General features: G+C 71.6%; 22 protein-coding genes. 14 read left to right on the forward strand and 8 right to left on the reverse strand.

The genetic code is table 11. The annotated features are described in order from the left end of the window. Positions 1-237 precede the first annotated feature (237 nt). Complete coding sequence (locus OHA21_RS41905; protein WP_328464834.1) at positions 238-450, forward strand: heavy-metal-associated domain-containing protein; 213 nt, start codon at positions 238-240, stop codon at positions 448-450. Further along, on the forward strand, positions 443-1,570 hold the full coding sequence (locus OHA21_RS41910; RefSeq protein ID WP_328464836.1) for a hypothetical protein: 1,128 nt from the start codon (positions 443-445) through the stop codon (positions 1,568-1,570). The genes OHA21_RS41905 and OHA21_RS41910 overlap by 8 nt, the downstream gene beginning before the upstream one ends. On the opposite strand, the gene OHA21_RS41915 is transcribed toward OHA21_RS41910, so the two are convergent. Beyond that, a complete protein-coding gene (locus OHA21_RS41915) occupies positions 1,567-2,703 on the reverse strand; it encodes a class I SAM-dependent methyltransferase (protein WP_328464838.1) in 1,137 nt (378 codons plus the stop codon). The genes OHA21_RS41910 and OHA21_RS41915 overlap by 4 nt on opposite strands. A 64-nt stretch (positions 2,704-2,767) precedes the next feature. On the opposite strand from OHA21_RS41915, the gene OHA21_RS41920 reads away from it, so the two are divergent. Together OHA21_RS41920 and OHA21_RS41925 are read left to right on the forward strand one after the other, a co-directional pair. Beyond that, the gene (locus OHA21_RS41920; protein WP_328464840.1) at positions 2,768-3,409 is read left to right on the forward strand and encodes a biliverdin-producing heme oxygenase; all 642 of its coding nucleotides are present in this window, start codon (positions 2,768-2,770) and stop codon (positions 3,407-3,409) included. Beyond that, positions 3,406-3,705 (forward strand): DUF2470 domain-containing protein, encoded by a 300-nt coding sequence (locus OHA21_RS41925; protein ID WP_328464842.1) that lies wholly within the window; start codon positions 3,406-3,408, stop codon positions 3,703-3,705. The genes OHA21_RS41920 and OHA21_RS41925 overlap by 4 nt, the downstream gene beginning before the upstream one ends. 280 nt (positions 3,706-3,985) lie before the next feature. Here the strand turns inward: OHA21_RS41925 and OHA21_RS41930 are convergent, their stop codons facing one another. The 3 genes from OHA21_RS41930 to OHA21_RS41940 all read right to left on the reverse strand — a co-directional run bounded on the left by OHA21_RS41930 (position 3,986) and on the right by OHA21_RS41940 (position 7,073). Then, positions 3,986-5,905, reverse strand: a complete 1,920-nt coding sequence (locus OHA21_RS41930; RefSeq protein ID WP_328464844.1) for a DEAD/DEAH box helicase — start codon at positions 5,903-5,905, stop codon at positions 3,986-3,988. Positions 5,906-6,151: 246 nt separating this feature from the next. Further along, positions 6,152-6,376, reverse strand: coding sequence for a DUF3107 domain-containing protein (locus OHA21_RS41935; protein WP_196419642.1), 225 nt, complete (start codon positions 6,374-6,376; stop codon positions 6,152-6,154). 37 nt (positions 6,377-6,413) lie between these two features. Further along, complete coding sequence (locus tag OHA21_RS41940; protein WP_328464849.1) at positions 6,414-7,073, reverse strand: TetR/AcrR family transcriptional regulator; 660 nt, start codon at positions 7,071-7,073, stop codon at positions 6,414-6,416. A 268-nt stretch (positions 7,074-7,341) separates the two neighbouring features. Here OHA21_RS41940 and OHA21_RS41945 point away from each other — a divergent pair, with 268 nt between their 5' ends. From OHA21_RS41945 to OHA21_RS41970, 6 genes are all read left to right on the forward strand, one after another. Continuing rightward, positions 7,342-9,228, forward strand: coding sequence for a Daple (locus OHA21_RS41945; RefSeq protein ID WP_328464851.1), 1,887 nt, complete (start codon positions 7,342-7,344; stop codon positions 9,226-9,228). Then, entirely contained in the window at positions 9,228-10,190 is a 963-nt protein-coding gene (locus OHA21_RS41950) for an alpha/beta hydrolase (RefSeq protein WP_328464853.1), read from the forward strand. Before OHA21_RS41945 ends, OHA21_RS41950 begins: the two co-directional genes overlap by 1 nt. Before the next feature lie 162 nt (positions 10,191-10,352). Further along, positions 10,353-11,291, forward strand: coding sequence for a DUF3152 domain-containing protein (locus OHA21_RS41955; RefSeq protein ID WP_328464855.1), 939 nt, complete (start codon positions 10,353-10,355; stop codon positions 11,289-11,291). A 1,882-nt stretch (positions 11,292-13,173) separates the two neighbouring features. Next, the gene (locus tag OHA21_RS41960) at positions 13,174-14,559 is read left to right on the forward strand and encodes a DUF3152 domain-containing protein (protein ID WP_328464857.1); all 1,386 of its coding nucleotides are present in this window, start codon (positions 13,174-13,176) and stop codon (positions 14,557-14,559) included. A 108-nt stretch (positions 14,560-14,667) separates the two neighbouring features. Further along, positions 14,668-15,849 carry an adenylyltransferase/sulfurtransferase MoeZ gene (gene moeZ, locus OHA21_RS41965; protein WP_328464859.1) on the forward strand — a complete coding sequence of 394 codons (1,182 nt, stop codon included), beginning with the start codon at positions 14,668-14,670 and terminating at the stop codon, positions 15,847-15,849. Between the two features lie 135 nt (positions 15,850-15,984). Then, on the forward strand, positions 15,985-16,788 hold the full coding sequence (locus tag OHA21_RS41970; protein ID WP_328464861.1) for a prenyltransferase/squalene oxidase repeat-containing protein: 804 nt from the start codon (positions 15,985-15,987) through the stop codon (positions 16,786-16,788). Between the two features lie 6 nt (positions 16,789-16,794). Here the strand turns inward: OHA21_RS41970 and OHA21_RS41975 are convergent, their stop codons facing one another. Beyond that, positions 16,795-18,036: a glutamate-5-semialdehyde dehydrogenase gene (locus OHA21_RS41975; RefSeq protein WP_328464863.1), complete on the reverse strand. Its 1,242-nt coding sequence runs from the start codon at positions 18,034-18,036 to the stop codon at positions 16,795-16,797. 47 nt (positions 18,037-18,083) lie between these two features. Next, a complete protein-coding gene (gene proB, locus OHA21_RS41980) occupies positions 18,084-19,196 on the reverse strand; it encodes a glutamate 5-kinase (RefSeq protein ID WP_328464865.1) in 1,113 nt (370 codons plus the stop codon). Positions 19,197-19,258: 62 nt separating this feature from the next. Between proB and OHA21_RS41985 the strand changes: the two genes are divergently transcribed. Beyond that, the gene (locus tag OHA21_RS41985) at positions 19,259-19,561 is read left to right on the forward strand and encodes an MGMT family protein (RefSeq protein WP_328464867.1); all 303 of its coding nucleotides are present in this window, start codon (positions 19,259-19,261) and stop codon (positions 19,559-19,561) included. On the opposite strand, the gene OHA21_RS41990 is transcribed toward OHA21_RS41985, so the two are convergent. Then, on the reverse strand, positions 19,558-20,235 hold the full coding sequence (locus OHA21_RS41990) for a TetR/AcrR family transcriptional regulator (RefSeq protein ID WP_328464869.1): 678 nt from the start codon (positions 20,233-20,235) through the stop codon (positions 19,558-19,560). The genes OHA21_RS41985 and OHA21_RS41990 overlap by 4 nt on opposite strands. Positions 20,236-20,340: 105 nt before the next feature. Here OHA21_RS41990 and OHA21_RS41995 point away from each other — a divergent pair, with 105 nt between their 5' ends. Continuing rightward, the gene (locus OHA21_RS41995; protein WP_328464871.1) at positions 20,341-21,264 is read left to right on the forward strand and encodes an NAD-dependent epimerase/dehydratase family protein; all 924 of its coding nucleotides are present in this window, start codon (positions 20,341-20,343) and stop codon (positions 21,262-21,264) included. 4 nt (positions 21,265-21,268) lie between these two features. On the opposite strand, the gene OHA21_RS42000 is transcribed toward OHA21_RS41995, so the two are convergent. Beyond that, positions 21,269-22,660: a gamma-glutamyltransferase gene (locus tag OHA21_RS42000; RefSeq protein ID WP_328464873.1), complete on the reverse strand. Its 1,392-nt coding sequence runs from the start codon at positions 22,658-22,660 to the stop codon at positions 21,269-21,271. Positions 22,661-22,708: 48 nt separating this feature from the next. On the opposite strand from OHA21_RS42000, the gene OHA21_RS42005 reads away from it, so the two are divergent. Next, positions 22,709-24,046 carry an MFS transporter gene (locus OHA21_RS42005; protein WP_328464875.1) on the forward strand — a complete coding sequence of 446 codons (1,338 nt, stop codon included), beginning with the start codon at positions 22,709-22,711 and terminating at the stop codon, positions 24,044-24,046. Further along, complete coding sequence (locus OHA21_RS42010) at positions 24,043-25,455, forward strand: pyridoxal phosphate-dependent decarboxylase family protein (protein ID WP_328464877.1); 1,413 nt, start codon at positions 24,043-24,045, stop codon at positions 25,453-25,455. The genes OHA21_RS42005 and OHA21_RS42010 overlap by 4 nt, the downstream gene beginning before the upstream one ends. Positions 25,456-25,658: the final 203 nt, after the last annotated feature.

A 25,658-nucleotide genomic window follows, 5' to 3' on the forward strand; every position in this document is an offset into this window, starting at 1 on the left:
GCTCGACAGCATCGCCGAGACCCGGTTTACCAAGTGGGCGCAGATGCGCCAATGCAGTTCCAAGCCAGTGAGAGCTCCCATGCGGCCGTCTCGCCGACACATCGGCTTGGTCGTGCTGCCGCGCGGCACCGCAGGCCGCCTGGGCCGGGGGTAAGACGTCCCGAAGACGGTATACCGGACGGGGGTATGCTGGCGTCCTAGCCGGACGAACGAAGCGAGCAACCGGAGGGGTCGAGCATGGCTGTGACCAGCACCTACACCGTGAAGGGCATGACCTGCTCGCACTGCGTCCATGCGGTGACCGAGGAGATCTCCGCGCTGCCCGGGGTGGCCGAGGTGCAGGTCGATCTGCCGTCCGGTGGCGTGACGGTGACCAGCGAGACGCCGCTCACCGACGAGGCCGTGCGCGCGGCCGTCGACGAGGCCGGCTACGAGCTCGCGGATGCCTGACCAGCCGCCCGCCGAAGCAACCAAGGCAGCCGAAGCGCCAGAGACCCCGGAAAAAGCCAAGGCCGAAGAAAGCAAGGCCGAGGGGGCCAAGGCCCAAGAAGCACAGGCCGAAGGAGCACAGGCCGGAGAAAGCAAGGCCGAAGGGGCCAAGGCCCAAGAAGCACAGGCCGAAGAAGCAAAGGCCGAGGAACTCGGGATCCGCGCAGCGAATGCCCCCGACAACGCCGCCTTCCGCCTGGCCGCGATCGGCGCCCTGCTCATCGTGGTTCTCTTCGCCGGCTACGGCCTGGGCCGCCTCAACAACGGGACAGCCGCCCCGGCCGCCACCACCCCGACCCCCACCGCGTCAGTCGTGGATGAAAGTCAACCCCACACCCACGGCACCACCGCCCCGGTCCCGGGAGCGGGCGCCGGCGCCGCAGTCGGAGGCCTGTCCCTCAGCTCCAGCGGGCTGACCCTGGCACCGACAACCACGACATTCCCAGCAAACAAGACGCAAAAGCTCGAGTTCACCATCAACGGCCCGGGCGGCGCGCCGGTCACCACCTACGCGATCGTGCACGACAAACCCCTGCACCTGATCGTGATCCGCCGCGATCTCACCGGCTTCCAGCACCTGCACCCGGAGATGGCCGCGGACGGCACATGGAGTATCGACCTCACGCTCCCCGAGCCGGGCAGCTACCGCATGATCGCCGATTTCACCGCTGTTCTCGGCGGCAGCCAGATCGCCACCACGCTGGGTAGCGACCTGACGGTCGCCGGCGGCTATGCGCCGGTCACCCTGCCCGATCCGGCCCGGGCCGCAGCCACTTCCGATTTCCGGGTGGCGTACGAGGGAACGCCCGCCACCGAGTCCACCCAGCCCTTGCTGATGACCGTCACCGACACCGCCGGCAAACCGGTCACCGTCGAGCCCTACCTCGGCGCGTTCGGCCACCTGGTCGTGCTGCGTCAGGGCGACACCGGCTACGTCCACGTGCACCCCGAGAACCAGCTGATCGACGGAAAGATCAAGTTCTGGCTGGCCGCGCCCAGCCCCGGCACGTACCGGATGTTCCTCGACTTCCAGGTCGCCGGAAAGGTCTCCACAGCGGCCTGGACCGTCGTCGTCAGCTAGCCCAGCATCTTGGCCAGCGCGGGCGTCACACCCCACTGACCGGTCAGCGAGTCGTACTCCGCGTGCTGCGCCTCGGTCGGCGCCGCGCCGGTGCGCCGGGCCCGCAGCAGCAGGTTGCGCGGGGTGTGCGCGGAGTCGATGAACTCGACCACGTCCACCCGGTAGCCGTGCAGCCGCAGCAGCGCCGCCCGCAGCGAGTCGGTCAGCACGTCGGCGAACCGTTCCCGCAGGATGGCGTGCCGGGTGACCTCCTCGTACGGCGACGGCGCGGAACTGCCCTTGAGCTGCGAGGCGATGTCGTGGTGGCAGCACGGCGCGGCCAGCACCCACCGGGCCTGCCAACCGACCGCCCGGGCCAGCGCCTGGTCGGTCGCCGTGTCACAGGCGTGCAGCGCGAGCACCAGGTCGGGAGCGACCGGCAACTCGGCGTCCTCGATCGTCCCGGCCACGAAGGTCACGTCGTCGGAGCAGCCGAGTCGTTCGGCGAGCGCGCTGTTGCGTACCCGCTGATCCTCTCGCACATCGACCCCCGTGACCTGGACCTGCGCGCCGCGCCCGGCCAGGTATCGGTAGGCGGCGAAGGTGAGGTACGCATTGCCGCACCCCAGGTCGACGACGCGCAGCGGCGTCGGCAGATCCTCGGGCAGCGTCGCCGCCAGCGCCCGCAGGAACGCGTCGATCTGACGGCGTTTCGCCGCATTGCCGCCGATCACCTCGAACAGCGGGTCGCCCGGGTCGAGCAGCCACTGTTTCGCCCGGTCATGCGCCTGCGGCGCGGCCGGGGCCGCAGCCGCGCCACGATGCACCTGCGCGTCACCCTTCTTGGTCACCCGCACCTGTACGGTCGACGACTCGGTCTCCACGTGCCAGTTGCCGAACGGCTCGGCCAGCAACTCGTCCACCGCCGCCGCGGCCTCGTCACCGGGTGTGACGTTCCGGGTGTACGGCCGCGCTCCGTCATCGGTGACGATCTGCAGTTTCCGCCCGTGCTTGAGGGCGACCGGCCGCAGCTGCGCGCGGGTCACCGACGGAACGTGGCCGCGACGCCGGCCGGCCGCCACGGCCCGGGTGAGACCGGGCGCGAGCAGCAGTTCGCGCACCTCGGCAAGTGCTTGTTCGAGCGGTTCTGGCATGGCATCCATTCTGCCGGGCGGTTAAGTTGATCGGCGGGGCGCGGGAAGGGGTGGGTGCCGTTCGATGGTCGTGAAGACCACAACACTCTCGTCCCGCCTGCGTGAGCACCTTCGGGACGAGCACGCCACGGCCGAGCGCAGCCCGTTCATCGAGGGACTGGCGACCGGTCGGCTGCCGTTCGCGGCCTATGCCGGGTTGCTCGCCCAGCACTGGTTCATCTACGAGACGCTGGAGCTGGCCGCCTCGGCGATGGCGACCGACCCGGTGGCGCGCCGGTTCGTCTTTCCCGAGCTGTTCCGGATTCCGGCACTCGAGGCCGACCTGCGATATCTGTACGGGGCACGCTGGCAGAGCCGGGTGACAGCGCTGCCCTCGACGACGACTTACTGCACGCGGATCCGGGCCGCCGCCTTCGACCGCGCCACCGGCTATGTCGCGCACCACAGCGTCCGGTACCTCGGCGACCTCTCCGGCGGCCAGTGGCTCGGCCAATCGATCGTCGAGGCGTACGGCCTGCGCCGCCAGGGCTACCGCTTCTTCATCTTCGAGGGCGTCGACCCGCCGCTGTTCCGGGCCCGCTACCGGGACCACCTCAACGCCGTACGCTGGACCCGCGCCGACCAGGCCGCCTTCCTGAACGAGGCGTCCGCGGCCTTCCGGCTGAACCTCGACCTGCTGGCCGAACTGGGAGAGCACTGGACGTGACGGATCCCTTCCCGCCCGAGGTGGTCGCCCAGATCGCCCGGCACATGAACGACGATCATGCCGACGACAACGTGCTGATCGTGCGCGCGTTCGGCGGGGTGCCGGCCGCGACCACAGCACGGATGTCGGGGCTGGACGCGGAGGCGCTGGAGTTCGCGGTGGCCGTCGACGGGATCGAGACGCCGGTGCGGGTGCCGTTCAGCGAGCGGCTCACCGAGCGACGTCAGGTGCGGGCCGAGGTCGTCCGGATGTACCAGGAGGCCTGCGCCACGCTGGGCGTGCCACCCCGGCACTGAAAGCGCCGCTGCGGCCCGCAAGCACTGACGGCCCGGAAGCGCCGCTGCGGCCCGCAAGCGCCGACGGCCCGGAAGCGTCGCTGCGGCCCGCAAGCGCCGACGGCCCGGAAGCGTCGCTGCGGCCCGCAAGCGCCGACGGCCCGGAAGCGTCGCTGCGGCCCGCAAGCGCCGACGGCCCGGAAGCGCCGCTGCGCCCCGCAAAGCGCCGACGGCCCGGCGTGAGCCGGAAACGCCGAACGCACGGGACGCCAGGCATCCCGTGCGTTCGCGGTCGAACAGGTCAGGCGTCGGCGGTGGTGCCCACGCCGGCCTCGGAGCCACCGGCCATCTCAGCAGCACCCTCGCCGGCGGAACGGCTGGTGCGGCGACGACGGCGGCGAGGAGCGTCCTTGTCCGCGGCCGGAGCTGCGTCAGCCGAAGCAGAAGCCGGAGCGGAAGCAGCCGCCGGAGCGGAAGCAGCCGCCGGAGCGGAAGCAGCCGCCGAAGCGGAGGCCGGAGCAGAGGCAGACGCCGGAGCCTCAGCGCCCTCGGCTGGCGCCGCACTGGCGGTCCCGTCCGAGAACACCATCGAGGTGGCGGCCGTCCGCCGCCGCCGGGTCCGGGCCCGCGGAGCAGCCGGCTCATCCACCGACTCCGCAGGCGCCGCAGGTGCCGAAGACGGCGACGCGGCCGGTGCCGAAGACGGCGAAGTGGCCGGCGCCGAAGACGCATCCGAAGAATGGGACTCGGTCGGCGTACCGGAAGGGGCATCGTCCAGACGCCGGCGGCGACGCTGCCGCTTGGGCCGATCGCCGCCCTCGCTCTCGCCCTCGGAAGCGGGTGCGGACGACGGACCCGAACCCCCACGCCCGCGGCCGCGGGCCGGACGCCCGCCACGGCCAGGCCGGCGCCCGCCGCCCAGGTCCTCCTCGACCTCGGCCGCCAGGCCGGCACGGCTGCGCTCAGCGGTCGGCAGGGTGCCCGAGATCTCGGTCGGGATGTCCAGGTCGGTGTAGAGCGCGGCGCTCGTGTGGTACGTCTCCGGCGGCTCCGGCATGCTCAGCCCGAGCGACTTGTCGATGAGGACCCAGCGCGGCATGTCCTCCCAGTCCACGAAGGTGACCGCGACACCGGTCGCACCCGCCCGGCCGGTCCGGCCGATCCGGTGCGTGTAGGTCTCCGGGTCCTCCGGGCAGTCGTAGTTGATCACGTGGGTGACGCCGGAGACGTCCAGGCCGCGGGCCGCGACGTCGGTGGCGACCAGCACGTCGATCTTGCCGGTGCGGAACGCCCGCAGAGCCCGCTCGCGGGCGCCCTGGCCCAGGTCACCGTGCACAGCAGCGACCGCGAAGCCGCGGAAGTCGAGGTCCTCGGCGACCCGGTCGGCGGCCCGCTTGGTCCGCGTGAAGATCATCGTGAGGCTGCGCTCGCGAGCCTGCAGGATGCGCGCCACCATCTCCAGCTTGTTCAGCGGGTGGGTGCGGTAGACGACCTGCTTGGTCAGCGGCGAGGCGGCGCTCTCGGTGGTGTGCCCGGCGTGGATCGTGACCGGGTTGCGCAGGAACCGGCGGGACAGGGCCACGATCGGGTCCGGCATGGTGGCCGAGAAGAGCATGGTCTGGCGCTGCTCGGGGAGCATGGCCAGGATCTTCTCGACGTCCTCCAGGAAGCCCAGGTCGAGCATCCGGTCGGCCTCGTCGAGGACCAGGGCGCGGATCGAGCCGAGCTTCAGCTGCTTCTGCTTGGCCAGGTCGAGCAGGCGGCCGGGGGTGCCGACCAGGATCTCGACGCCCTTCTTGAGTGTCTCGACCTGCGGCTCGTACGCCACCCCGCCGTAGATCGGCAGAACCCGCACGCCGCGGGTGCTGCCGGCGGCGGCGAGGTCGCGGGCCACCTGGAGGCCCAGCTCACGGGTGGGAACGACGATCAGGGCCTGCGGCTGGCCGTCGGCGCCCTCGGACGGGGCGGTGATCCGCTCCAGCAGGGGCAGGCCGAAGCCCAGGGTCTTGCCGGTGCCGGTGGGCGCCTGGCCGATCAGGTCGGTGCCCCGCAGGGCGATCGGCAGCGCGTACTCCTGGATGGCGAAGGCGTGGGTGATGCCGGCCTTGGCCAGCGCCTCGACGGTCTCGGCGCGAACGCCCAGAGCGGCGAAAGTGGGGCTGTCCGGACGGACCGGAGCACGTGTGGTTACGGGTACTAGAGCTTGCTCATTGTCGGTCATGAAGTTTTACGGGTGCCCTCTCGTGGTGCGCCCGTCGTGTCCTGGGCGCGGTCTCGTATGGGCGCGGGCCACACGCCGAGACAGGCGGGCCGCACGCGCAGTCGCCGGGCGGAAGAGTCGAGCTCGGAACCCCTCGACAAATCAACGCCGGCGGCGACAACGACGAGTCTACCCGACGAACGTCGGGTGCACCGGAGAGCAAATTTACGGGAGGGAACCCTGTGACCAGGGAACCCTCCCGGTACTTCAGCGAGTGGTGAAGCCGAACGGGCGGTGCGACGCCTCGGCGATCTCCACGTAGGCCACCTTGGCGATCGGAATGATCACCTTGCGGCCCTTCTCGTCCGTGAGCGAGAGGACGCTGTCCTTGGCCATCGCCTCGGTCACCGCCTGCTCGACCTCCGCCGGGGTCTGTGCGCTCTCGAGCACCAGCTCACGCGGCGAATGTTGCACGCCGATCTTGACCTCCACGGAGCCCTCCTCTGTAAACCGTCTACCGCAGGAAACGCTACCCGATTTCCGGCGGCGTACCGGCTGTTGAACCGCCCTGCAGCGGGAAGCTGGCGATCCCGCGCCAGATCAGTGCAGCTACGAGCGATTCGGCTTCAGCTTTGGGCGTACGCCGCCCGTTCGCCAGCCAGAACTGTGCGGCCTGGCCGGCTGCCCCGGCGAGGCCGGAGGCGAGCAGCTCGGCCTGATCCGGCCGCAGGCCGGTGTCCGAGATGATGGTGTCGGTCACAGCAGCGATGCAGCCCTGCTCGACGCGCTCGACCCGCTGGCGCACCTGCGGGTCGTTGCGCAGGTCCGACTCGAAGACCAGCCGGAACGCTTCGCTCTCGTGATCCATGAAGTCGAAGTACGCGCGAACCGCGCCCTTCACACGCTCCTTGTTGTCGGGGGTCGCCAACATGGCCCCGCGCACCTTGGCGATTATCGCGTCACAGTGCGTGTCGAGCAGGGCCAGGTAAAGCTCCAGCTTGCCGGGGAAGTGCTGGTAGAGAACGGGCTTCGAGACCCCGGCCCGCTCCGCGATGTCATCCATCGCGGCGGCGTGATAGCCGTGCGCGACGAAGATCTGCTGCGCGGCGGCCAGCAGCTGCTTGCGGCGCGCGGAACGTGGCAGGCGGGTGGGCCGTGCGGTCTGTGCCCCGCCGGACGCAGCGGTCATTTCTGTGAACCTCCAGGGGGTCGGTCCCCGCAGTTTGGCGTCGCGGATTGCCCGGATCGGCGCATGTCGCGGTCGTGCAGTCAATTGTCGCGACGCTGCAACTTATCGCCACTGCAACCACACGGTAGCCTCAGCGGGGGCGAGCGAGGAGCACGCGGTGGATGAATCAGGGCATTCCGGAGACACCGGAGCCGCAGCGAGTGGCAACGGCGCCGACTCGCGGGACCGCACACGGATGAACGGGTGGTTGAACGGAGAAAGTCCGTGGGTGAACCCGAGTGTGGCATCAGAGCAGGGAACGGACATTCCGCCGTGGCGGCGTCCGGCTGACGGCGGCTCCTTCGGCCGGCGGCAGTTCCCGGCCGAGCGGCCCTTCGGCACCGCTCCCTCCTCCGGCGTGCCGGTGTCGCCCCCGGCCCCGCCGGGGTACCTGGAAAATTCCGAGATTCCCTCTTCCGGGAACATCGAGCCCGGAAGGGGCGGAACCATCGAGGCCGGAAACGTCGAGCCGCCCGCTCCCTGGACCGGTGAGCGCAGCCGCCTCGCCGACATCCTCGGCCACCGGCGTTCACCCGGCCCCGGCCCGGCGCCCCACAGCCCCGCGCCGAGCAGTGCCCCGCCGTATCCGTACGAGGGGGACCTCGACGACTCGTACCGGGACGGGCCACCCCCGGTCACCCAGCGTGCCGCGGTGCCGATGACCCGGCCCGGCCCGGCCGCCCGGCCGGAGTGGGCGCCGGAGAGCACCCGGACGCAACCGGCCGCCGAGCCGATCCGGTCCCGGCATGCGCTGGTCACCGACACGCTGGCGCAGGGCCTCCCGCAGGTGGAGACCGCCCCGCCGGGGGACAAGCGAATGGCGGACAACGCTGCCACGGTGGCTCGCCCGTCGTACGATTCGTCCAGCTTTACCGCCCCCTATGCCTCGCCCGTCACGTACCCCGGCCGTGCCGAACCCGACGCTGCCGGCGAGAACAAAGGGGCGCTCCCGCAGCGCGTGCCGGCCCAGCCGGACGTGCCCCGAGTTCCGGAGCCGCCCTCCGTGGAGCCATCGGCCGAGGCGCCTGCCCTGGCGCGCATCGCGACGCACCTGCGCCGCGGTGACGTGCTGCCGGCGCAGGAGCGCCAGGAAGGCTTCGACGTTCAGGACATCCTGGCCGCCGTGCGCGAGGTCGACGGCGTCCGGGACGCGTCGCTGCGGGCCACCCCGGCCGGCGCGCACAGCCTCCGTTTGGACCTGGCCGACGGCGCCGACCCGGCCGAGGTGAGCCGCCAGGTGGCCCGGCTGCTCCAGGACCGGATGGGTCTGGACGCGGCGATGCCCGGGGACAGCAGCCCGGCGGCCCCGCCGTTCGTGCCCGGTCAGGTGACCCGCCCGGGCCGCGCCGCCGTGCCTGCCGCTCCGGTCTCCGGCGCGCTCGCACCGCCGGCGCCGGTCTCGGCCGCGCCCGCCCCCGTGTCCGCGGCTCCGGCTACTGCCCCGGTCTCCGCCGTTCCGCTTGCTCCGCCCGCCCCGCTCGCTCCGGCCGCCTCGCTTGCTCCGGCCGTTCTGCCTGCTCCGGCCGTTCTGCCGGCGGAGCACCCCAGGCCGGCGGAGCGCCCCGGGCCGGCGGAGCAAGCCGAGCAGAAAGAGCGAAAAGAGCGAGAGGACCCGAAACCGCAGCCGCGCGAGAACCGGGTCTCGGCCGCCGCGCTGGTGCCGCACGACGCGAGCCGCCCACGCCCGCTGGACCCGGGCGACAACCCCGGCCCCCGCGTGGTGATCGAGAACGTGCACGTCAACACCTTCGGCGCGGACGCCACCGTGGAGGTGCGGCTGCGCGCCGGTACGCGTGCCGCTTCCGGCGTGGCCACCGGCCCGGCAGTCGACGGCTACCTGCTGCGGCTCTGCGCCACCGCCACCGCCGGCGCGATCGACGAGCTGCTCTCCGCCTCGCAGCACGAGCAGGGCCCGGCCCGCTGCTTCGTCGAGCACGCCGCAGCCGTCTCGTTCGGCCAGATGCAGGTCGCGGTCGTGGTGCTGCTGCTCTCCTGCGGCGGCGGCTGGGTCGAGCAGCTCGCCGGCTCGGCCGTGGTCACCGGCGACGACCGGCACGCCATGGTCCGCGCCACACTCGCGGCGGTCAACCGGCGCGTTGAGGCACTCTTGGCTTGATGAAAGGCGCTGTTCTTGCCGGCGACGACTCGCTGGTGCCGGAAGGTGATATCCCGCCGCCCTGGCCCGCCCGACGGGTCACGGTCGGCGGGTCGATGCTGCACGTCCGCGAGACCCCGAGCCTGAGCAGCGCCGCCGAACCCGCGGTCTACGTGCACGGACTCGGCGGCTCCTCGCAGAACTTCACCGATCTGGCCGGCCTGCTCGCCGGCCGTTTCGAGGCGCAGGCGCTGGACCTGCCCGGCTTCGGCTACAGCGACGCGATCCCGAGGTATTCGATCCCGGCCTTCGCGGCCACTGTCATCGACTACCTGGAGCACTCCGGCCGCGGCCCGGTCCACCTGATCGGCAACTCGCTCGGCGGTTCCATCTCGGTGCGGGTCGCCGCGCTGCGTCCCGACCTGGTCCGCACCCTGACGCTGATCTCGCCGGCCATGCCGTTCCTCAATCCGCGCCGCACCGCGCAGGGCCCGGTTCTGCCACTGCTCGCGTTGCCCCGCGCGGAACGCCTGGTCGCCTGGGCACTCACCCGGGTGACCGCCGAGCAGATGGCCGAGCAGGTGCTGGCCGCCTGCTTCGGCGACACCACCAAGGTGCATCCGCAGCGCCGCGCCGAGGCGATGGAGGAGATCCAGCTCCGCTACACGGTCGCCCACTACCCGAAGGCGTACCTCGGCACGCTTCGCGGCCTCGTCGCCAGCTTCCTGCGGGCCTACCTGCCCGGCGCGGATTCGCAGTGGCGGCTCGCCGCCCGCATCCAGGCCCCCACGCTGGTCATCGGGGGCCTCAACGACCGCCTGGTCGACCCCCGCGTGCCGACCCAGGTCGCCCGCACCATCCCGGACAGCCGCCTGCTGGTCCTGCCCGGCGTCGGTCACGTCGCGCAGATGGAGGTGCCCCGGCTGGTCGCGCGGGCCATCGTCGGTCTCCTTGATGAAGAAAACCCTCATCAGTACGCGTGACGAAAAGTTCCCGCTCTACCGCGCGAGCCGGGTGCCTGGTCACGGCCACAACGCGGGCGCCGGGCTTAAGCAGCGGGGCACGCTTTCCACCATGGTGTGCCGTGAAGCACAAGATCCGTACGGGCTGGGCGTGTTCGCCGGGATATGCCACCCTCAGAACCGATGATCTCTCGCGCGCCCGTGCCCGTACCGGAACCCGCCTCGCGGGGTGACCGGTGGCGCCAGGCATGGCTGGTCGCGCTCGCGGTTGCGCTGGTCCTGCTCGTCTTCCTCGCCGGGCAGCAGTTCACCGCCGCCGCGCCGCCCGGCCGCCCCGCGGCAGCCGCCTCCGTCTCCGGACCCTCGCCGTCCTCCTCCGGACCCTCGCCCTCCGCCTCTGCCGGTCCGTCTGCTCCGGCCGCGGCGCCGAGCTTCCCGGTGCTCGAATCCGGTCCGGCCTCGGCGTCACCGTCGCCCTCGCCGGTGTCCGCCGACCCGTTCCCGAAGGCCGGTCTGCTGCAGCTCCCCGGTCGAGTGCCCACCCACGGTTCCGGCCGGTTCCAGTACGCGACCACGCGCGGCCCGGTGGCCGGCGCCAAGGGACCGTTGCGCCGATATCGGGTCGCCGTCGAGGCCGGCAGCAACGAGGACGTCAACGCGTTTGCTGCGCAGGTCCGGGCGATCCTCGGCGACAAGCGGAGCTGGACCGGTGGCGGACGGCTGCGTCTCCAGCCCGTCGGTGGTGCCGACCCGGCCGACTTCACGGTCTACCTGGCCACCCGGGACACCGCCGGGCAGATGTGTGCCCGGGGTGGCACGAACATCCGGATCGGCGGGGTGCCGTTCACCTCGTGCCGTACCTCCGGCAAAGCCATCATCAACCTGGACCGCTGGCGCGGCTCAGCCCGTCCCTACCTGCAGGCGCGGGTCGACCTCGCCTCCTACCGCAGGTACGTGGTCAACCACGAGGTCGGGCACGAGCTCGGACACCGGCACCAGGGCTGCCCGAAAGCGGGCGGTCCGGCCCCCGTGATGGTGCAGCAGACGATCACGTTGCGCGGCTGCAAGCCGTACGTCTGGCCCCGCCGCAACGACCGCGACTTCTCGGGTCCGGGGCTCTGACCTCGGGTTCCGGTTGATCCGATACGGAAATCCGAAACTCCTGTGACAAGCGATAAGTCGTGGCAGGCTTGCCCTTGCTATGGCAAACGCGACAAATGGTCCCGCTGATCCGGGCGTCTCGGGCGCTGACCGGCGCCCCGCCGCCTCCGAAGCCGTGCCCACCGGCGAGGCGCAGCCGCCCTCCAGGACACTCCCGGCGACCGCGACGAAGTCGATGATCACCGTGCCCACGGAACCGGCGCGCAAGCAGACCCGCGCGCCGCGGGCCACCGAGCCCGACGAGCCACCCACCAGCGCGCCCCCTCGCAGGGCGACCTCCGGCAAGGCCCCCGCGGTGAAGTCCACCTCGAGCCGCACACCCACCGCCAAGCCGGCCGCCCGCAAGACCGCCACCGCCACCCCACCCGAGCCACCCGAAGCCACCCCGGCCAAGCCCACTTCGCGCCGCCGCACCAGTACCCCAGCGGCCTCGGAGCCACCGGCCGCCACAGCCCCTTCCGCAACCCCCACCCGATCACGGCGGCGCACCACCTCGGCCGAAGCAGACATCCAGCCCGCCACCGAACCGGCCCGCCGCACCAAACGAGCCCCGGCCGTGGAGAACACCGAAGAGCCTCCACCCGCAACGCGCCCCACCCGCAGACGGACCGCGGCCGCACCGGACCTCACAAGCCCGGACGAGCAGCCAGCCGCCCCACGGGCTACCCGCCGGAGCGCCGCGGCGCAGCCTGCTGATGGGTCGGCGGCTGCTGCGCGGGCCTCGCGCCGCAGCGCGGTAGCGCAGCCTGCTGATGAGTCGGCGGGTACCGCTCGGGTCACGCGTCGCAGTTCGGGGGCGCAGCCTGCTGATGAACCGGCGGCTGCCCGGGCCGCTCGTCGTAGCGCAGCCGGGCCGTCTGAGGAGGGTGCGGGCCGGCCACGGGCAGCGAAGCGCGGAGCCGAACCGGGCCCGGACGACTCCCCGTCGGGTCAGGGAGATGACCTGGTCGAGGGTGAGGTGCAGCCACGCAAGCGGCGGGCCGCAGCCTCACCGACTACCGCCACGCGGGCAACGGCGACGCCGGCTACCGCCACGCGGGCAACGGCGACGCCGGCTACCGCCACGCGGGCAACGGCGACACCGGCTACCGCCACGCGGGCAACGGCGACGCCGGCTACCGCCACGCGGGCAACGGCGACGCCGGCTACCGCCTCGCCGGCAACGACGACGCCGGCTACCGCCTCGCCGGCCATGGCCGACGCCGGTTCGGAAGCCGCTGCCGACCGGCCGCCCGCTGAGTTGACCCGCGGCATTGTGGAACTGGCCGCGGAACGGCTGGCTGCCTCGACTGCAGCAGCCCAAGCGCCTGAGCCACCCGCCGACGCGGCGGACGCGGAAGCCGGAGCCGGACCGCGCTCCGGATCCAGCCCTGCCGCCGGGCGTCCCGGTTCGTCCGTGGTCCGGCGTGGAAGCCGTTCCGGCGGTGCGGCTGTCGGCAGCCGGGCGCAGGGTTCCGCCGGCACCCGACCCGGCATCAGTGCCCGTCCGGCACTCAACTCGCGGCCCTCTGCCGGGCCACCCGAGGCGATGCGGCCGTATGCCCCGACGCGACCGCAGAACGCGCTGCCCTCGGCCGGCACAGCGGCGGCGGACGGCATGATCGGCCCCGGTGTGGCTGGGCCTGGCGGCGTGGCTGGCCCTGGCAGCGTGGCTGGCCCTGGCGGCGTGGCTGGGCCTGGCGGCGTGGCTGGGGCCGGCGCTGGCGGGATGGCTGGGGCTGGCAGCAGTGGGTACCCCGAGCCGTTCGGCTGGGCTACCCACCCTGAGGACCCCGCCCACCCGGACCGCACGGCCGATGACGAGGCGTCGGCCGGATATGTCCGCAATGCGAATCGGCCCGCCGTGGGGCTTCCGGAGAGCGTCCGGCTGCCTGCCGAGCTTCCGGACAACCTCTGGCCGCCGCATGCCCTGCTGGAGCGGAACGCCACCGAGAACATCTACGTCCCGGTCCCGGTCGAGGTGACCGAGCGCCCGCCCGCCGAGGCGGTGACCGAGGAACTGCCCGAGGCCAGGCTCTACGTGCCACCGCCCCCGGAAGAGCGGCAGGCAAGAGCGCTGCATGGGGGAGAAGGCCACGCGGGACCGCTGCACGCCCGAGAACTGCAGGCCAGCGAGCTTCAGGCCGAAGAACTGAAGGCCGAAGAACTGCAAGCAGATGAACTGCAAGCGGACGACCTGCATGCCGGACAGCGACATGCGGAGGGCCGGCACACGGAAGACCGGCATGTAAAGGACCGGCACGCGGAGGAACGGCGCGCGGAAGAGCAGCGCGCCGACCAGAGGCACGACGTCCGCCGAGGCGCTGACGGCGAGCACGACGACGACCGTGAGCCGGCGTTCCTGCCGATGGTGCTGGGCCACGGCGAAGACGACCCAGAGGACTACGTCCCGGCGCATTCGCGCGGCTCCGGCGCCCGGCACGCCGCGTCAGGGACGAGCAAGCGGACGATCCGGCGTCGACGTCGGGCGGTGCTTCTCGCGTACCTCATGGTGGTCGCCGCGGTCTTGATCATCGGACATCAGATGCGCAGCGAAGAGCAACCCATCGCACCTGGTCGGGAGGCCGCGCAACGCGCGGCCGAACCGGTGGGCCCGGCCCCGGCGGACGTTCCGGTGGCAACGCCGCAGGCCCAGGCTGCGGAGACGCAGGCGGCCGAGGTGGGCAAGGCAGGCGAGTTCCGGTACGCCAAGACCCGCGGCCCGATGCTCGGAACCGACGGCGACCTGCACCGTTTCGAGGTTGCGGTGGAGGATTCGGTCGAGGGCACCAAAGCGGCCGAGTTCGCCGAGGAGATCGACCGCACGCTGGGTGACGAACGCAGCTGGATCCATGACGGCCAGTTACGGCTGCGACGGGTCACGCAGGAGTCCGGAAAGGCCGACTTCACCATCTACCTGGCCTCCGCCCGCACCTCGGAGCAGATGTGCGCGACCGGCGGCCTGCAGACCGCGGGCTTCACCTCGTGCCGGGTCCCCGGCAAGGTGATCATCAACGCCGACCGGTGGGCGGAGGGCATCCCGGACTACGAGGGGCACCTCGCCGAGTACCGGCGGTACGCGATCAACCACGAGGTCGGGCACGAGCTCGGGCACGGGCACGAGGCCTGCCCGGGTGAGGGCGAGAAGGCGCCGGTGATGATGCCGCAGACGTACGGCTTGAAGGGTTGCACCCGTAACGCCTGGCCCTATCTCGACGGCGAACGGTACTCCGGCGAGCCGATGGCCTGAATATTCCGCGATCCCGCATGTCGGGCCGTGTCCGACGTCATGGGCGTGTTGCCGCCCGGCGAGCAACAATGGGCGGCGATCCTTACCACCGAACCCGGGGAGTGAACTGTGGCTCTGCCCCCGCTCGTCGAGCCGGCCGCTGAGCTGAGCGTCGACGAGATCCGCCGCTATTCGCGTCACCTGATCATCCCCGACGTCGGGATGGACGGGCAGAAGCGGCTGAAGAACGCCAAGGTCCTCGCCGTCGGCGCGGGTGGCCTCGGTTCGCCGACGTTGCTCTACCTGGCCGCGGCCGGTGTGGGCACGCTCGGCATCATCGACTTCGACACGGTCGACGAGTCCAACCTGCAGCGCCAGATCATCCACGGTGTCTCCGACGTCGGCACGCCCAAGGCGGAGTCTGCGGCCCGGAGCATCGCCGAGGTGAACCCGCTGGTCAACGTGGTCATTCACAACACCGCGCTGGACCGCGACAACGTCAAAGAGATCTTCAGCCAGTACGACCTGATCGTCGACGGCACCGACAACTTCGCGACCCGTTACATGGTCAACGACGCCGCGGTGCTGCTCGGCAAGCCGTATGTCTGGGGTTCGATCTACCGCTTCGACGGCCAGGCCTCGGTCTTCTGGGAGGAGCACGGTCCCTGCTACCGCTGCCTCTACCCGGAGCCCCCGCCGCCCGGCATGGTTCCGAGCTGCGCCGAGGGCGGCGTGCTCGGTGTGCTCTGCGCGTCGATCGGTTCGATCCAGGTCAACGAGGCGATCAAGCTGATCACCGGCATCGGTGAGCCGCTGGTCGGGCGCCTGATGGTCTACGACGCCCTGGAGATGGAGTACCGCAAGATCAAGGTCCGGAAGGACCCGAACTGCGCGCTCTGCGGGGAGAACCCGACCGTCACCGACCTGCTCGAGGACTACGAGGACTTCTGCGGCGCGGTCTCGGTCGAGGCTCAGGAAGCGGTGACCGGTTCGACCATCACCGCCCGTGAGCTGAAGGACTGGCAGGACTCCGGCAAGGACATCTTCCTGGTCGACGTCCGCGAGCCCGCCGAGTGGGAGATCAACCGGATCCCGGGCGCGACCCTGATCCCCAAGGGCGAGATCCTCTCCGGTGAGGCGCTGGCGAAGTTCCCGCAGGACCGGCAGATCGTGCTGCACTGCAAGTCGGGTGTGCGCTCCGCCGAGGCGCTCGCCGCGCTGAAGACGGCCGGCTTCAAGGACGCCGTGCACGTCCAGGGTGGCATCGTCTCCTGGGTCAACACGGTCGACCCCTCCCAGCCGTCGTACTGATCGTCGTCCATGCCGAGGGGTCACTCCGGTGACCCCTCGGTGCTCCACCGGGCGGGTGATACATATCGCCCCCACCGTCGCGAACAAGCCGCAATGGCCCGGCGGATCACAGGATGGAGCGGTACCGTCACCACCGTGGTCGATATAGACGCCGCGATCGGTTACGTGGTCGCTCACGGTGACCCGGTCGAGCGGGCCAGATTGTCCTACCTGCGTGCCGGGCAGCCCGCCCCGGACGAGATCGTGGACCGCATCGCCTCCGGGCAGATGGTGGAGGGCGGCTGGCCGGCCTCGGCGGAAGGCTCGGTGCCATCGATCGACGCCACCTGCTTCCGCCTCAACGAGCTCGACGATCTCGGTGGCCTGCACGGCCCCGTCGTCGAGCGCGCCCTGCACTGGCTGGCCACCGCGCAGCGCGGCGACGGCACCTGGCAGGAGCACGAGGCGCTGGCCGACCAGGCCCCACCGTGGGCCATGCCCGGCGATCCCGAGGCCACTCTGTATCTGACGTCGGTGGCCGGTTTCTGGCTCACCTCGGCGGCGGTGGAGGCGGACCGGTATCAGACCAGGTCGTCGTACGGTGACGTGCTCGCCCGCGCAGCCGCCTGGGTGGTCTCGCAGCTGCGGCCTGACGGCACCTGGCCGTCCTTCCTGGCCGCCGGCTGGCACGCCGCCGGCCTGCTCAACCAGCAGCAGTACTTCTACGAGTCGGCCCGGGTCCAGCTCGTGCTGGGCGAGCGTCTGCCGGACATGTCACCGGCAGACGTGGCGTCGATGGCGGCGGTGCTGCGGCGGGTCAATCTCGGTGACGACTGGCTGCTGCAGAACGCGCGGAAACGCCTGTCGCAGACCCAGCGCCGGGACGGCGGCTGGGACAGCAACGAGGGCCCGCTCTTCGACGTCAACACCACCCTGACAGCGCTGCGCGCCTGCCGGTGACCGCGCTCAGCGGGTGTGACCGTTGCCGGTGACGATGAACTTCGTCGAGGTCAGCTCGGGCAGGCCCATCGGACCGCGGGCGTGCAGTTTCTGCGTGCTGATGCCGATCTCGGCGCCGAAGCCGAACTCGCCGCCGTCGGTGAAGCGGGTCGAGGCGTTGACCATCACAGCTGCCGCGTCGACGCCGGCCACGAAGCGGCGGGTCGCGGTGGTCGACTCGCTGACGATCGCCTCGGTGTGGCCGGTCCCGTAACGGCGGATGTGGTCCAGCGCGTCCTCGAGGGAGTCGACGATCGCGACCGAGATGTCGGGGGACAGGTACTCCGTACCCCAATCCTCTTCGGTGGCGGTCACCACCGCATCGCTGTAGCCGGCCACCCGGGCGTCGCCGTGCACGGTGACGCCCTTGACCTCGAACTCCTCCAGCACCAGCGGCAGGAAGGAGTCGGCGACCTCGATGTGCACCAGCAGGGACTCCGCGGTGTTGCAGGTCGAGTAGCGCTGGGTCTTCGAGTTGATGGTGACCGCCAGGGCCTTCTCCAGGTCGGCGGCGGAGTCCACATAGACGTGGCAGTTGCCCACGCCGGTCTCGATCACCGGGACCGTGGACTGCTCGACCACCGTCTTGATCAGGGAGGCGCCGCCGCGCGGGATGAGCACGTCGACCAGGCCGCGGGCCCGCATCAGCTCCTTCACCGAGTCGCGGGTGGTGGCGTCGAGTAGCTGGACGGTGTTGGCCGGCAGGCCGGCGTCGGCGACCGCCTTGCGCAGCACCGACACGATCGCCGCGTTCGAGGAGAACGCCGAGCCGGACCCGCGCAGCAGCGCCGCGTTGCCGGACTTGAGGCAGATGCCGGCGGCGTCGGCGGTCACGTTCGGCCGGCCCTCGTAGATCATGCCGACCACCCCGAACGGCACCCGGACCTGCCGCAACTCCAGGCCGTTGGCCAGGGTGGAGCCGCGCACCACGTCACCGATCGGGTCCGGCAGGGCGGCGAGCCGGCGCAGCCCGTCGGCCATCGCGGCGACACGGTCCGGGGTGAGCGTGAGCCGGTCGATGATCGCATCGGACAGCCCGTTCTCCCGGGCGTTGGCGATGTCGACGGCGTTGGCCGCGACGATGTCGTCGGTGCGCTCGACCAGCCGGTCGGCCATCAGCAGCAGGGCCTTGTCCTTCTCGGCCCGGGTGGCTCCGGCGAGGTCGATGGCGGCGACCCGCGCGGCGGCCGCCTGCTCCAGCACGCTCATGGCGAACCTTTCTGCGAAGGAGGAAGAGCTGTCAAGGAAGGGAAGTGCTACAGCAGCACCAGGTCGTCGCGGTGCACGACCTCTCGTTCATAGCCCGGCCCGAGTGCCGCAGCCAACTCCGGCGTGGACCGGCCGAGCAATGCCGGCAATTCCACCGCGTCGTAGTTGACCAGGCCCCGCGCCACCGGCACACCGGAACCGGCGTCGACCAGGTCGACCGGGTCGCCGGCCGCGAACGACCCGTCCACCGCGGTGATCCCGGCCGGGAGCAATGATTTGCGGCGGGCCACCACGGCTGCGACGGCGCCGGCGTCCAGGTGCAGCCGGCCACGCGGCGAGGTGGCGTGGGCCAGCCAGAACAGCCGGGCCGCGGGCCGCGACGAAGCCGCCTTGAAGAGGGTGCCGACCTCGTCGCCGGCCAGCGCCGGGCCGGCCATCGGCGCGGCGGTCAGCACCACCGGGATCCCGAAGCCGGTGGCGATCCGGGCGGCCTCCACCTTGGTCACCATGCCGCCGGTGCCGACCCCGGACCGGCCCGGTGTGGCAATGCTGATGCCGGATAAATCGGATTCGTCGGCCACGTACGAGATGCGGCGCGACGAGGGGTCCGTCGGATTGCCGGTGTAGAGGGCGTCCACATCGGAGAGCAGCACCAGCAGATCGGCGTCGACCAGCGCGGCGACCAGCGCGGCCAGCCGGTCGTTGTCGCCGAACCGGATCTCCTCGGTGGCGACCGTGTCGTTCTCGTTGACGATCGGCAGCGCACCCAGGTCGAGCAGCTTGCGCAACGTCCGGTACGCATTGCGGTAGTGCGCCCGCCGGGTCACGTCGTCGACGGTGAGCAGCACCTGGCCGACGGTCAGACCGTGCCGGGCGAACCCCGTCGTGTACCGCCCGATCAGCAGACCCTGGCCGACCGAGGCGGCGGCCTGTTGAGTGGCGAGGTCGCGCGGTCGGCGGCGCAACTGCAACGGGGCCAGCCCGGCGGCGATCGCACCGCTGGAGACGAGAACGACCTCGTGCCCGTTGGTGGCCAGCTTGCCCAGAACGTCGACGAGGGCGTCGACCCGTTGCTCGTCGATGCCGCCCGACGCGGTGGTCAGTGAGGACGACCCCACCTTCACCACGATCCGGCGCGCACCGGTAACCACTTCCCGCACCAGGCCCATTGTGCTCGGCAGGCTGGTGTCGATCCGTGCCGGTTCCCATATCGTGGCGGTTGATGACACCGCAGGAGTACGTCGAAGAGGTCCTCGCGCTGGTCGAGAGCATCCCCGAGGGCCGCGTGATGTCGTACGGCGCGATCGCCGACGCCCTGGCCGAACGCTCCGGGCGGAACTCGCCGCGACAGATCGGCCGGATCATGTCGCTGCACGGCGGTGGCGTGCCGTGGCACCGGGTGTGCAACGGCGGCGGCCGGCTCCCACCCGGTCACGAACGGGAGGCCAGGGCTCGGCTGCTCGCGGAGGGCGTACCGATGCGGGGTGACCGGGTGCTGATGGCCGAGGCGGGCTGGATGCCCTAGCCGAGCCCGGCCTGCGCGGCGGCGCCGCGCATCTGGAACTCGAAGAAGCCTCGCCGGTCCTCCTCGACCGACTTGTTGAGCTGCCCGAACAGCTCCGAGCTGACCGCGCCGCAGAGCTGGAAGAACGCGGCCAGCGTGTCGGCGATCGCCCGCGGCGGCACGTCGGGGTGGAACTGCGCGGCGATCGGTCGCAGCTCGTCGGCGAAGCGGCCGGTCAGTGGGCGTTCGGTGACGTGCCCGCCCCGGTACGCGTCCGCCAGGATCTCCCCGAGCAGGAGCAGCACCCGGGTCGCCGGCACGACCGTGTCCTGCGGCGCCTGGTATCCCGGCACCGGGCTGCCGTAGATCAGCGCCCACTCGTGCGGGTTCGCCAGGGCCCAGTCGCGGACCGCGTGGCAGGCCGCCAGCCACTTGTCCAGCGGTGCCGCCGCTGCCCCGGCAGCCTGCTCGGCGGAGGTGCCCACCGCGTCGTACGCGTCGATGATCAGCGCGGTGAGCAGCTCGTCCCGGCTGGCGAAATACCGGTACACCGCCGAGGACGCCATGCCGAGGTCGCGGGCGACCGCCCGGAGCGAGAGGTTCGCCCCGTCGGTGGCGAGGTGCCGGCGGGCCACCGTCTTGATCTCTTCGGTCATCTCGGCCCGGACGCGGGCCCGCAGGTTGGCGGCGCTCATGCGGACCAGTGTGCCATAACGAGAGCACTGCTCTTGCAGAATGACCCCTGGTTGTGCGACTGTTGTTCTCAACAGAGAGCAGTGCTCACAAAAGGGAGCGTCGTTATGCACGTCGTCATCGGTTCCGGCCCCATCGGTTCGTCCGTCGCCCGTCTCCTCGCCGACCGTGGCGAGAGCGTCCGGATCGTCACGCGCAGCGGCAGTGGACCGGAGCACCGGCTGATCGAGCGGGTGGCCGGCGACGCCGCCGACGCCCGCCGGCTCACCGAGCTGGCCCGCGGCGCCGAGGTGATCTACAACTGCGCGAACCCGAAATACACCGAGTGGGCCGACAAGTGGTTCCCGATGAACAACGCGATGATCGCCGCCGCCAAGGCGAACGACGCGGTCTACGCGATCACCGGGAACCTGTACGGCTACGGTCAGCAGCCCGGCGGCCGGATGATCGAGAGCACCCCGCTGGCCGCCACCGGCCGCAAGGGGCGGATCCGCAACAAGATGTGGCAGGACGCCCTGGCCAGCGGGGTGCGTACGGTCGAGGCCCGCGGATCCGACTACATCGGCGCCGGAGCTGCCGGCGTCTTCTCGGCGGTCCTGCTGCCGGCCATGAACGCCGGGCGCACCGCCTGGGCCCCGGCCGACGTCGACCTGCCGCACACCTTCACCTACACCGGTGACATGGCCCGCACGCTGGTCGAGCTGGCCCGCGCCGACCGGGCGTGGGGCCAAGCCTGGCACGTGCCGTCACCGGCCCCGATCACCATCCGGGAGCTCGCCGGGCGGTTCGCCGAGATGACCGGCCGGCCGGCGCCGAAGATCCGCAAGCTGCCGCGCTTCGTGATGCGCACCGCCGGCCTGGTCGTCCCGATCGCCCGTGAGCTGGCCGAGATGGACTACCAGTTCTACTTCCCGTTCGTGCTCGACTCCTCGCTCACCGAGCGCACCTTCGGCCTGACCGCCACCGACATCGAGGTCGGCATCCGGGAGACCGTCGAGGATGCGGAGGCGATCGCGGCACGCAAGATGTGAGCCCTCAGAGCAGCAGGCCGACACCGCCGCGGCGGGGATCGCCCGCCGCACCGGCCCGGCCCACCGCGGTCACCCCGCCGAAGTAATGGTTGATCTCCGGCCACTCGACCACCTGCCAGCCGGCTTCCGCCAACGCGGCCAACTCCGCGGGCGGGCAGCCGGCTTCGGCGTGCACGGTGTCCTCGACCACGTGAAACCGCGGCCGGGCGATCGCGTCCGGCACGCTGAGCCCGTCGACCAGCACGCCGAGCAGGGTGTCCACCAGCGCGGTCCGGATCCGGGAGGCGCCGGCCGACCCGGCGGCCACGGCCAGGCCGCCGTCCGGCGCGATCACCACGAGCGGGCACATGTACGACGACATCCGCTGCCCCGGCAACAGGTCCTCGCTCAGCAGCTCACCCTCGCCGAGCATCGAGTTGAGGTTGATGCCGAGCCCGGGCAGCCAGACTCCGGCGCCGAGCCCCAGCGTCGTGGTGATGACGCACGCGTTGCCGTCCGGGTCGACCACCGAGACGTTGGTGGTCTCGCCGAGCCGCTGCGCACCCTTGTTCCGCAGCGCGGAGGCGACCGCGGGCGCACGGGACGGGCGGGACAGATCGCACGGCAGCGCACCGATGGTGTCGACTGTCCTATTAAGATCGTGGCGGCCGTGCACCCGGTACCCAGCCAGCGGCGCGTGATCCACGGCGGTTTCCGAGACGCGGTAGGCCGCCAGGTCGGCCGGGCCGAGAGCGCCACCGGCTGCGCGAACGGTGTCGACCAGCAGGGTGGCGTACTCTCCGGTGTAGAAGATGGACGGTCCCGCGACAGCCATCGCGTCCATCGCGGTTGCCAGCCCGGGGTGGAAGAGCAGCTCATCGCCTTGGAGGAGGCGGCCGCCCGGCTGATACAGGGCTGCGCCTTCGCCGTACGCCAGGGCGGGCGCGCACGATTCGAGCGTGCGCGCGTGTGCCGCCGGAAGCAGCACCCCGGTCCGCGCCAGCCCGGCGGCCGGGGCGACGACCTCGGCCCAGGGCAGCCGTCCCCAGCGGTCGTGCACCTCGCCGAGCCCGGCCGGCACCCCGGGCACCGCCACGCTGGCCCCACCGATGGAGTAGATCTGTGGCAGCCCGCCGAAGAAGACGTCGACCGAGACCATCGGCTCGGCCTTGCGGTCGCCGTCGAGCCCCGGCACCGCGACGAAGAAGTCCAGGCAGGTGACCGTTCCGGTGCTCGCCTCGAAGTAGGTGGCGAACCCGCCGCCGCCCAGACCGGTGTAGACCGTCTCGGCGACGCAGCAGGCCAGCACGGCGGCCACCGCCGCGTCGGCCGCGGAGCCGCCGGCCTGCAGAATGCGCACCCCGGTGCGGGCGGTCGCCGGATGACTGGCGGCGACGCCGGCCGCAACGCTTTTCATGCGGCGAGCGTAGGCGGTACAGGCTGATCATGGTTACGATGCGCGTCGATGACGACAGCCGGTCCTTCTTCCGTGGTACCTCCCACGAGTGCCCTTCCACGCGGCGTTTTGGCTGGATATGCGCTTGGTTCGTTGGTCACCGGCGCCTTCGGCACAGTGCCGGGTTTGCTTCTTCTGCCTTATCTGACCGACACGTTGGGTGTCGCGGCCGGCGTGGCGGGGCTGCTCGTCCTGCTGCCGAAGGCATGGGATGTTCTGGTCAATCCGGTCGCCGGCCGCATTTCCGACCGTAGTGGCTCGCGGCGGCCATTCCTGCTCGGCGCGGGACTCGCCCTGGCCATCCTGTTCGCGGCGATCTTCCTGGCGCCGTTCCCGAGCGGTGCGGCCTCCGGCGCCTATGTGGCCGGCGCGTTCCTCGCCGCCGCGACCGCGTTCGCGTTCTTCCAGGTGCCCTACGTGGCGATGCCGGCCGAGCTGACCGACGGCTACGACGAGCGCACCCGGCTGATGACCTGGCGGGTCGCCGTCCTGGCGCTGGCCATCCTGGTCTCCGGCGCCCTGGCACCGCTCGTGGTCGAGCTGACCGGCGGCGGCCGCGAGGGCCACCGGTGGTCCGGCGCGTTCGTCGGCGCACTCATCGTCGTGGGCACGCTGGCCACCTATTTTGGTACGCGCAAAGCCCGGTACCGCACAGCCGGCGAGTCCGAGCCCAGCCTCCGCGCACAGCTGCGGGTGGCGTCCGGCAACGCCCCGTTCCGTGCCCTGCTGATCTGCTGGGTGGTGCAGGCCGCCGGCATCGGCACCATGCTCGCCGGCGTGCAGTACTTCGCCGACCACGTCCTGGAGCAGAAGTCCGGCGCGACCTTCCTGTTCGCGGCGTTCGTCGGCCCGGCCCTGCTGGTCATGCCACTGTGGACGGCCGCCGGTCACCGGCTCGGCAAGCTGCGCTCCCTGATCATCGCGTCGCTGGCCTTCGCCGCCGGCGCGCTGATCCTGCTCGCCGCCCCGGCCCTGCCGGCGGTCGCGGTGTACCTGATCGTCGCCCTCGTCGGCGTCGGCTACGCGGGCCAGCAGGTGTTCGCGATGGCGATGCTGCCGGACTGCATCGCGTACGACACCGAGCGCACCGGCCGTCGCCAGGCCGGCGTCTTCACCGGCCTGTGGACCGCGGGCGAGACCTTCGGCCTGGCGCTCGGCCCCGGCATCTACGCCCTGCTGCTGCAGGTCTTCGGGTACGTCTCGTCGGCCACCGGCGAGGCCGCCGGACAGAGCGACACGGCGCGGCTCGGCGTGTTGCTCGGCTTCACCGTCGTACCCGCCCTGCTGGTCGGTGTCGCCGTGGTCCTTCTGCGCGGGTATGACGAGCGGATAACGTCACGGGCATGATCGATGGGCTGCCGGACAAGGGCGTACCGGGCGAGCAGGTCCTCGCCGAGCTGCGGGAACTGCGCGGGGCGGACCTGCCGACGCACGGCGGGCGGCTGTTCGCGTACGTCTACGACCCGGCCGTCGACGGGCTGGACGATCTGGCGCGCGCGGCGTACGCGATCTCGGCCCAGGTCAACGGCCTCGACCCGACCGCCTTCCCGTCCCTGCTGGCGATGGAGAACGCGCTGGTCGGCGCGGCTGCCCGGCTGCTGGGTGGAGACGACGAGACGGTCGGCAGCGTCACCAGCGGCGGCACCGAGTCACTGATCCTCGCGGTGAAAGCGGCCCGGGACGCCCACCCCGACATCTCGCACCCGCGCCTGGTTGTCCCGTCCACGGCACACGCCGCCTTCGCCAAAGCAGCGCACTACCTGCGGGTGGAGCTCGACGTCGTACCCGTCAAGGGTCTGCGTGCCGACCCGGAAGCGATGGCCGCGGCAATCACTCCGGACACCGTGCTGGTCGCGGCCTCCGCACCCAGTTACGCGCACGGCGTGGTCGACCCGATCCCGGCCCTGGCCGCGATCGCCGCCGAGCGTGGCGTGCGCTTCCACGTCGACGCCTGCTTCGGCGGCTGGGTCCTGCCCTACCTGCGGCGGCTCGGCGCGGACCTGCCGGCCTTCGACCTCTCCGTGCCCGGCGTCACCAGCATCTCGGTCGACCTGCACAAATACGCGTACGCGCCGAAGGGCGTCTCGATCCTGCTGCACCGCACCGAGACGCTGCGGCTCCCGCAGTACTTCGCCTACGCCGACTGGCCCGGCTACACCATGATCAATCCGGTGATCTCGTCCACCCGCTCGGGCGGCCCGATCGCGGCCGCGCTAGCCACCCTGCGCACCATCGGCGACACCGGCTACCAGGACCTCGCCCTCAAGACCCGGGAAGCGGTCCGCATCCTGGCCGATGCGGTGACAGCCACCGATGGGGTACGCCTGTACGCGCCACCCGAGACGAGCGTGGTCTGCCTGGCGTCGGACGGGGTGGACCTGTTCGTGCTGGCCGACGAACTGGCCACCCGGGGTTGGCACACCCAGCCGCAGATGGCGTACGCCGACCTGCCGCCCACCATCCACCTGACCGTGACCGCCTCAGTCCGCGAAACCGCCTCCGAGTTCGCGGCCGACCTCGCCGCCGCCGCGGCCGCCGCACGCGCCCGCGGCCCGATCGAACTGCCGCCGTTGCCCCCACTCACCCCATCAATGATCACGCCGGAGCTGATCGCGAACCTGGCCGAGGGCCTGGGCCTGGGCGGCGGCGACTTCTCCCAGATGGCCGCGGTCAACACCCTGCTCAACGCCGCCCCGCCACCCCTGCGCGAGGCCCTGCTCACCGGCTTCCTGAGCCTGCTTCAGCGGCCTGCTTGAACGGGCGGCCCCCCTTTACTGCCCAGTCCCGCCCACTCACTCTTCCCCGCGTCCGCTTGAACGCGTCCGCTTGAACGCGTCCGCCGAGGTCGCCGCCCTGCCGCCCTGCCGCCCTGCCGTCCCGCCGCCCTGCCGTCCCGCCGCCCTGCCGCCCTGCCGTCCTGCCGTCCTGCCGCCCTGCTGCCCTGCCGCCCCGCCGTCCC

This window comes from Actinoplanes sp. NBC_00393, from assembly GCF_036053395.1.
Classification (GTDB): Bacteria; Actinomycetota; Actinomycetes; order Mycobacteriales; family Micromonosporaceae; genus Actinoplanes.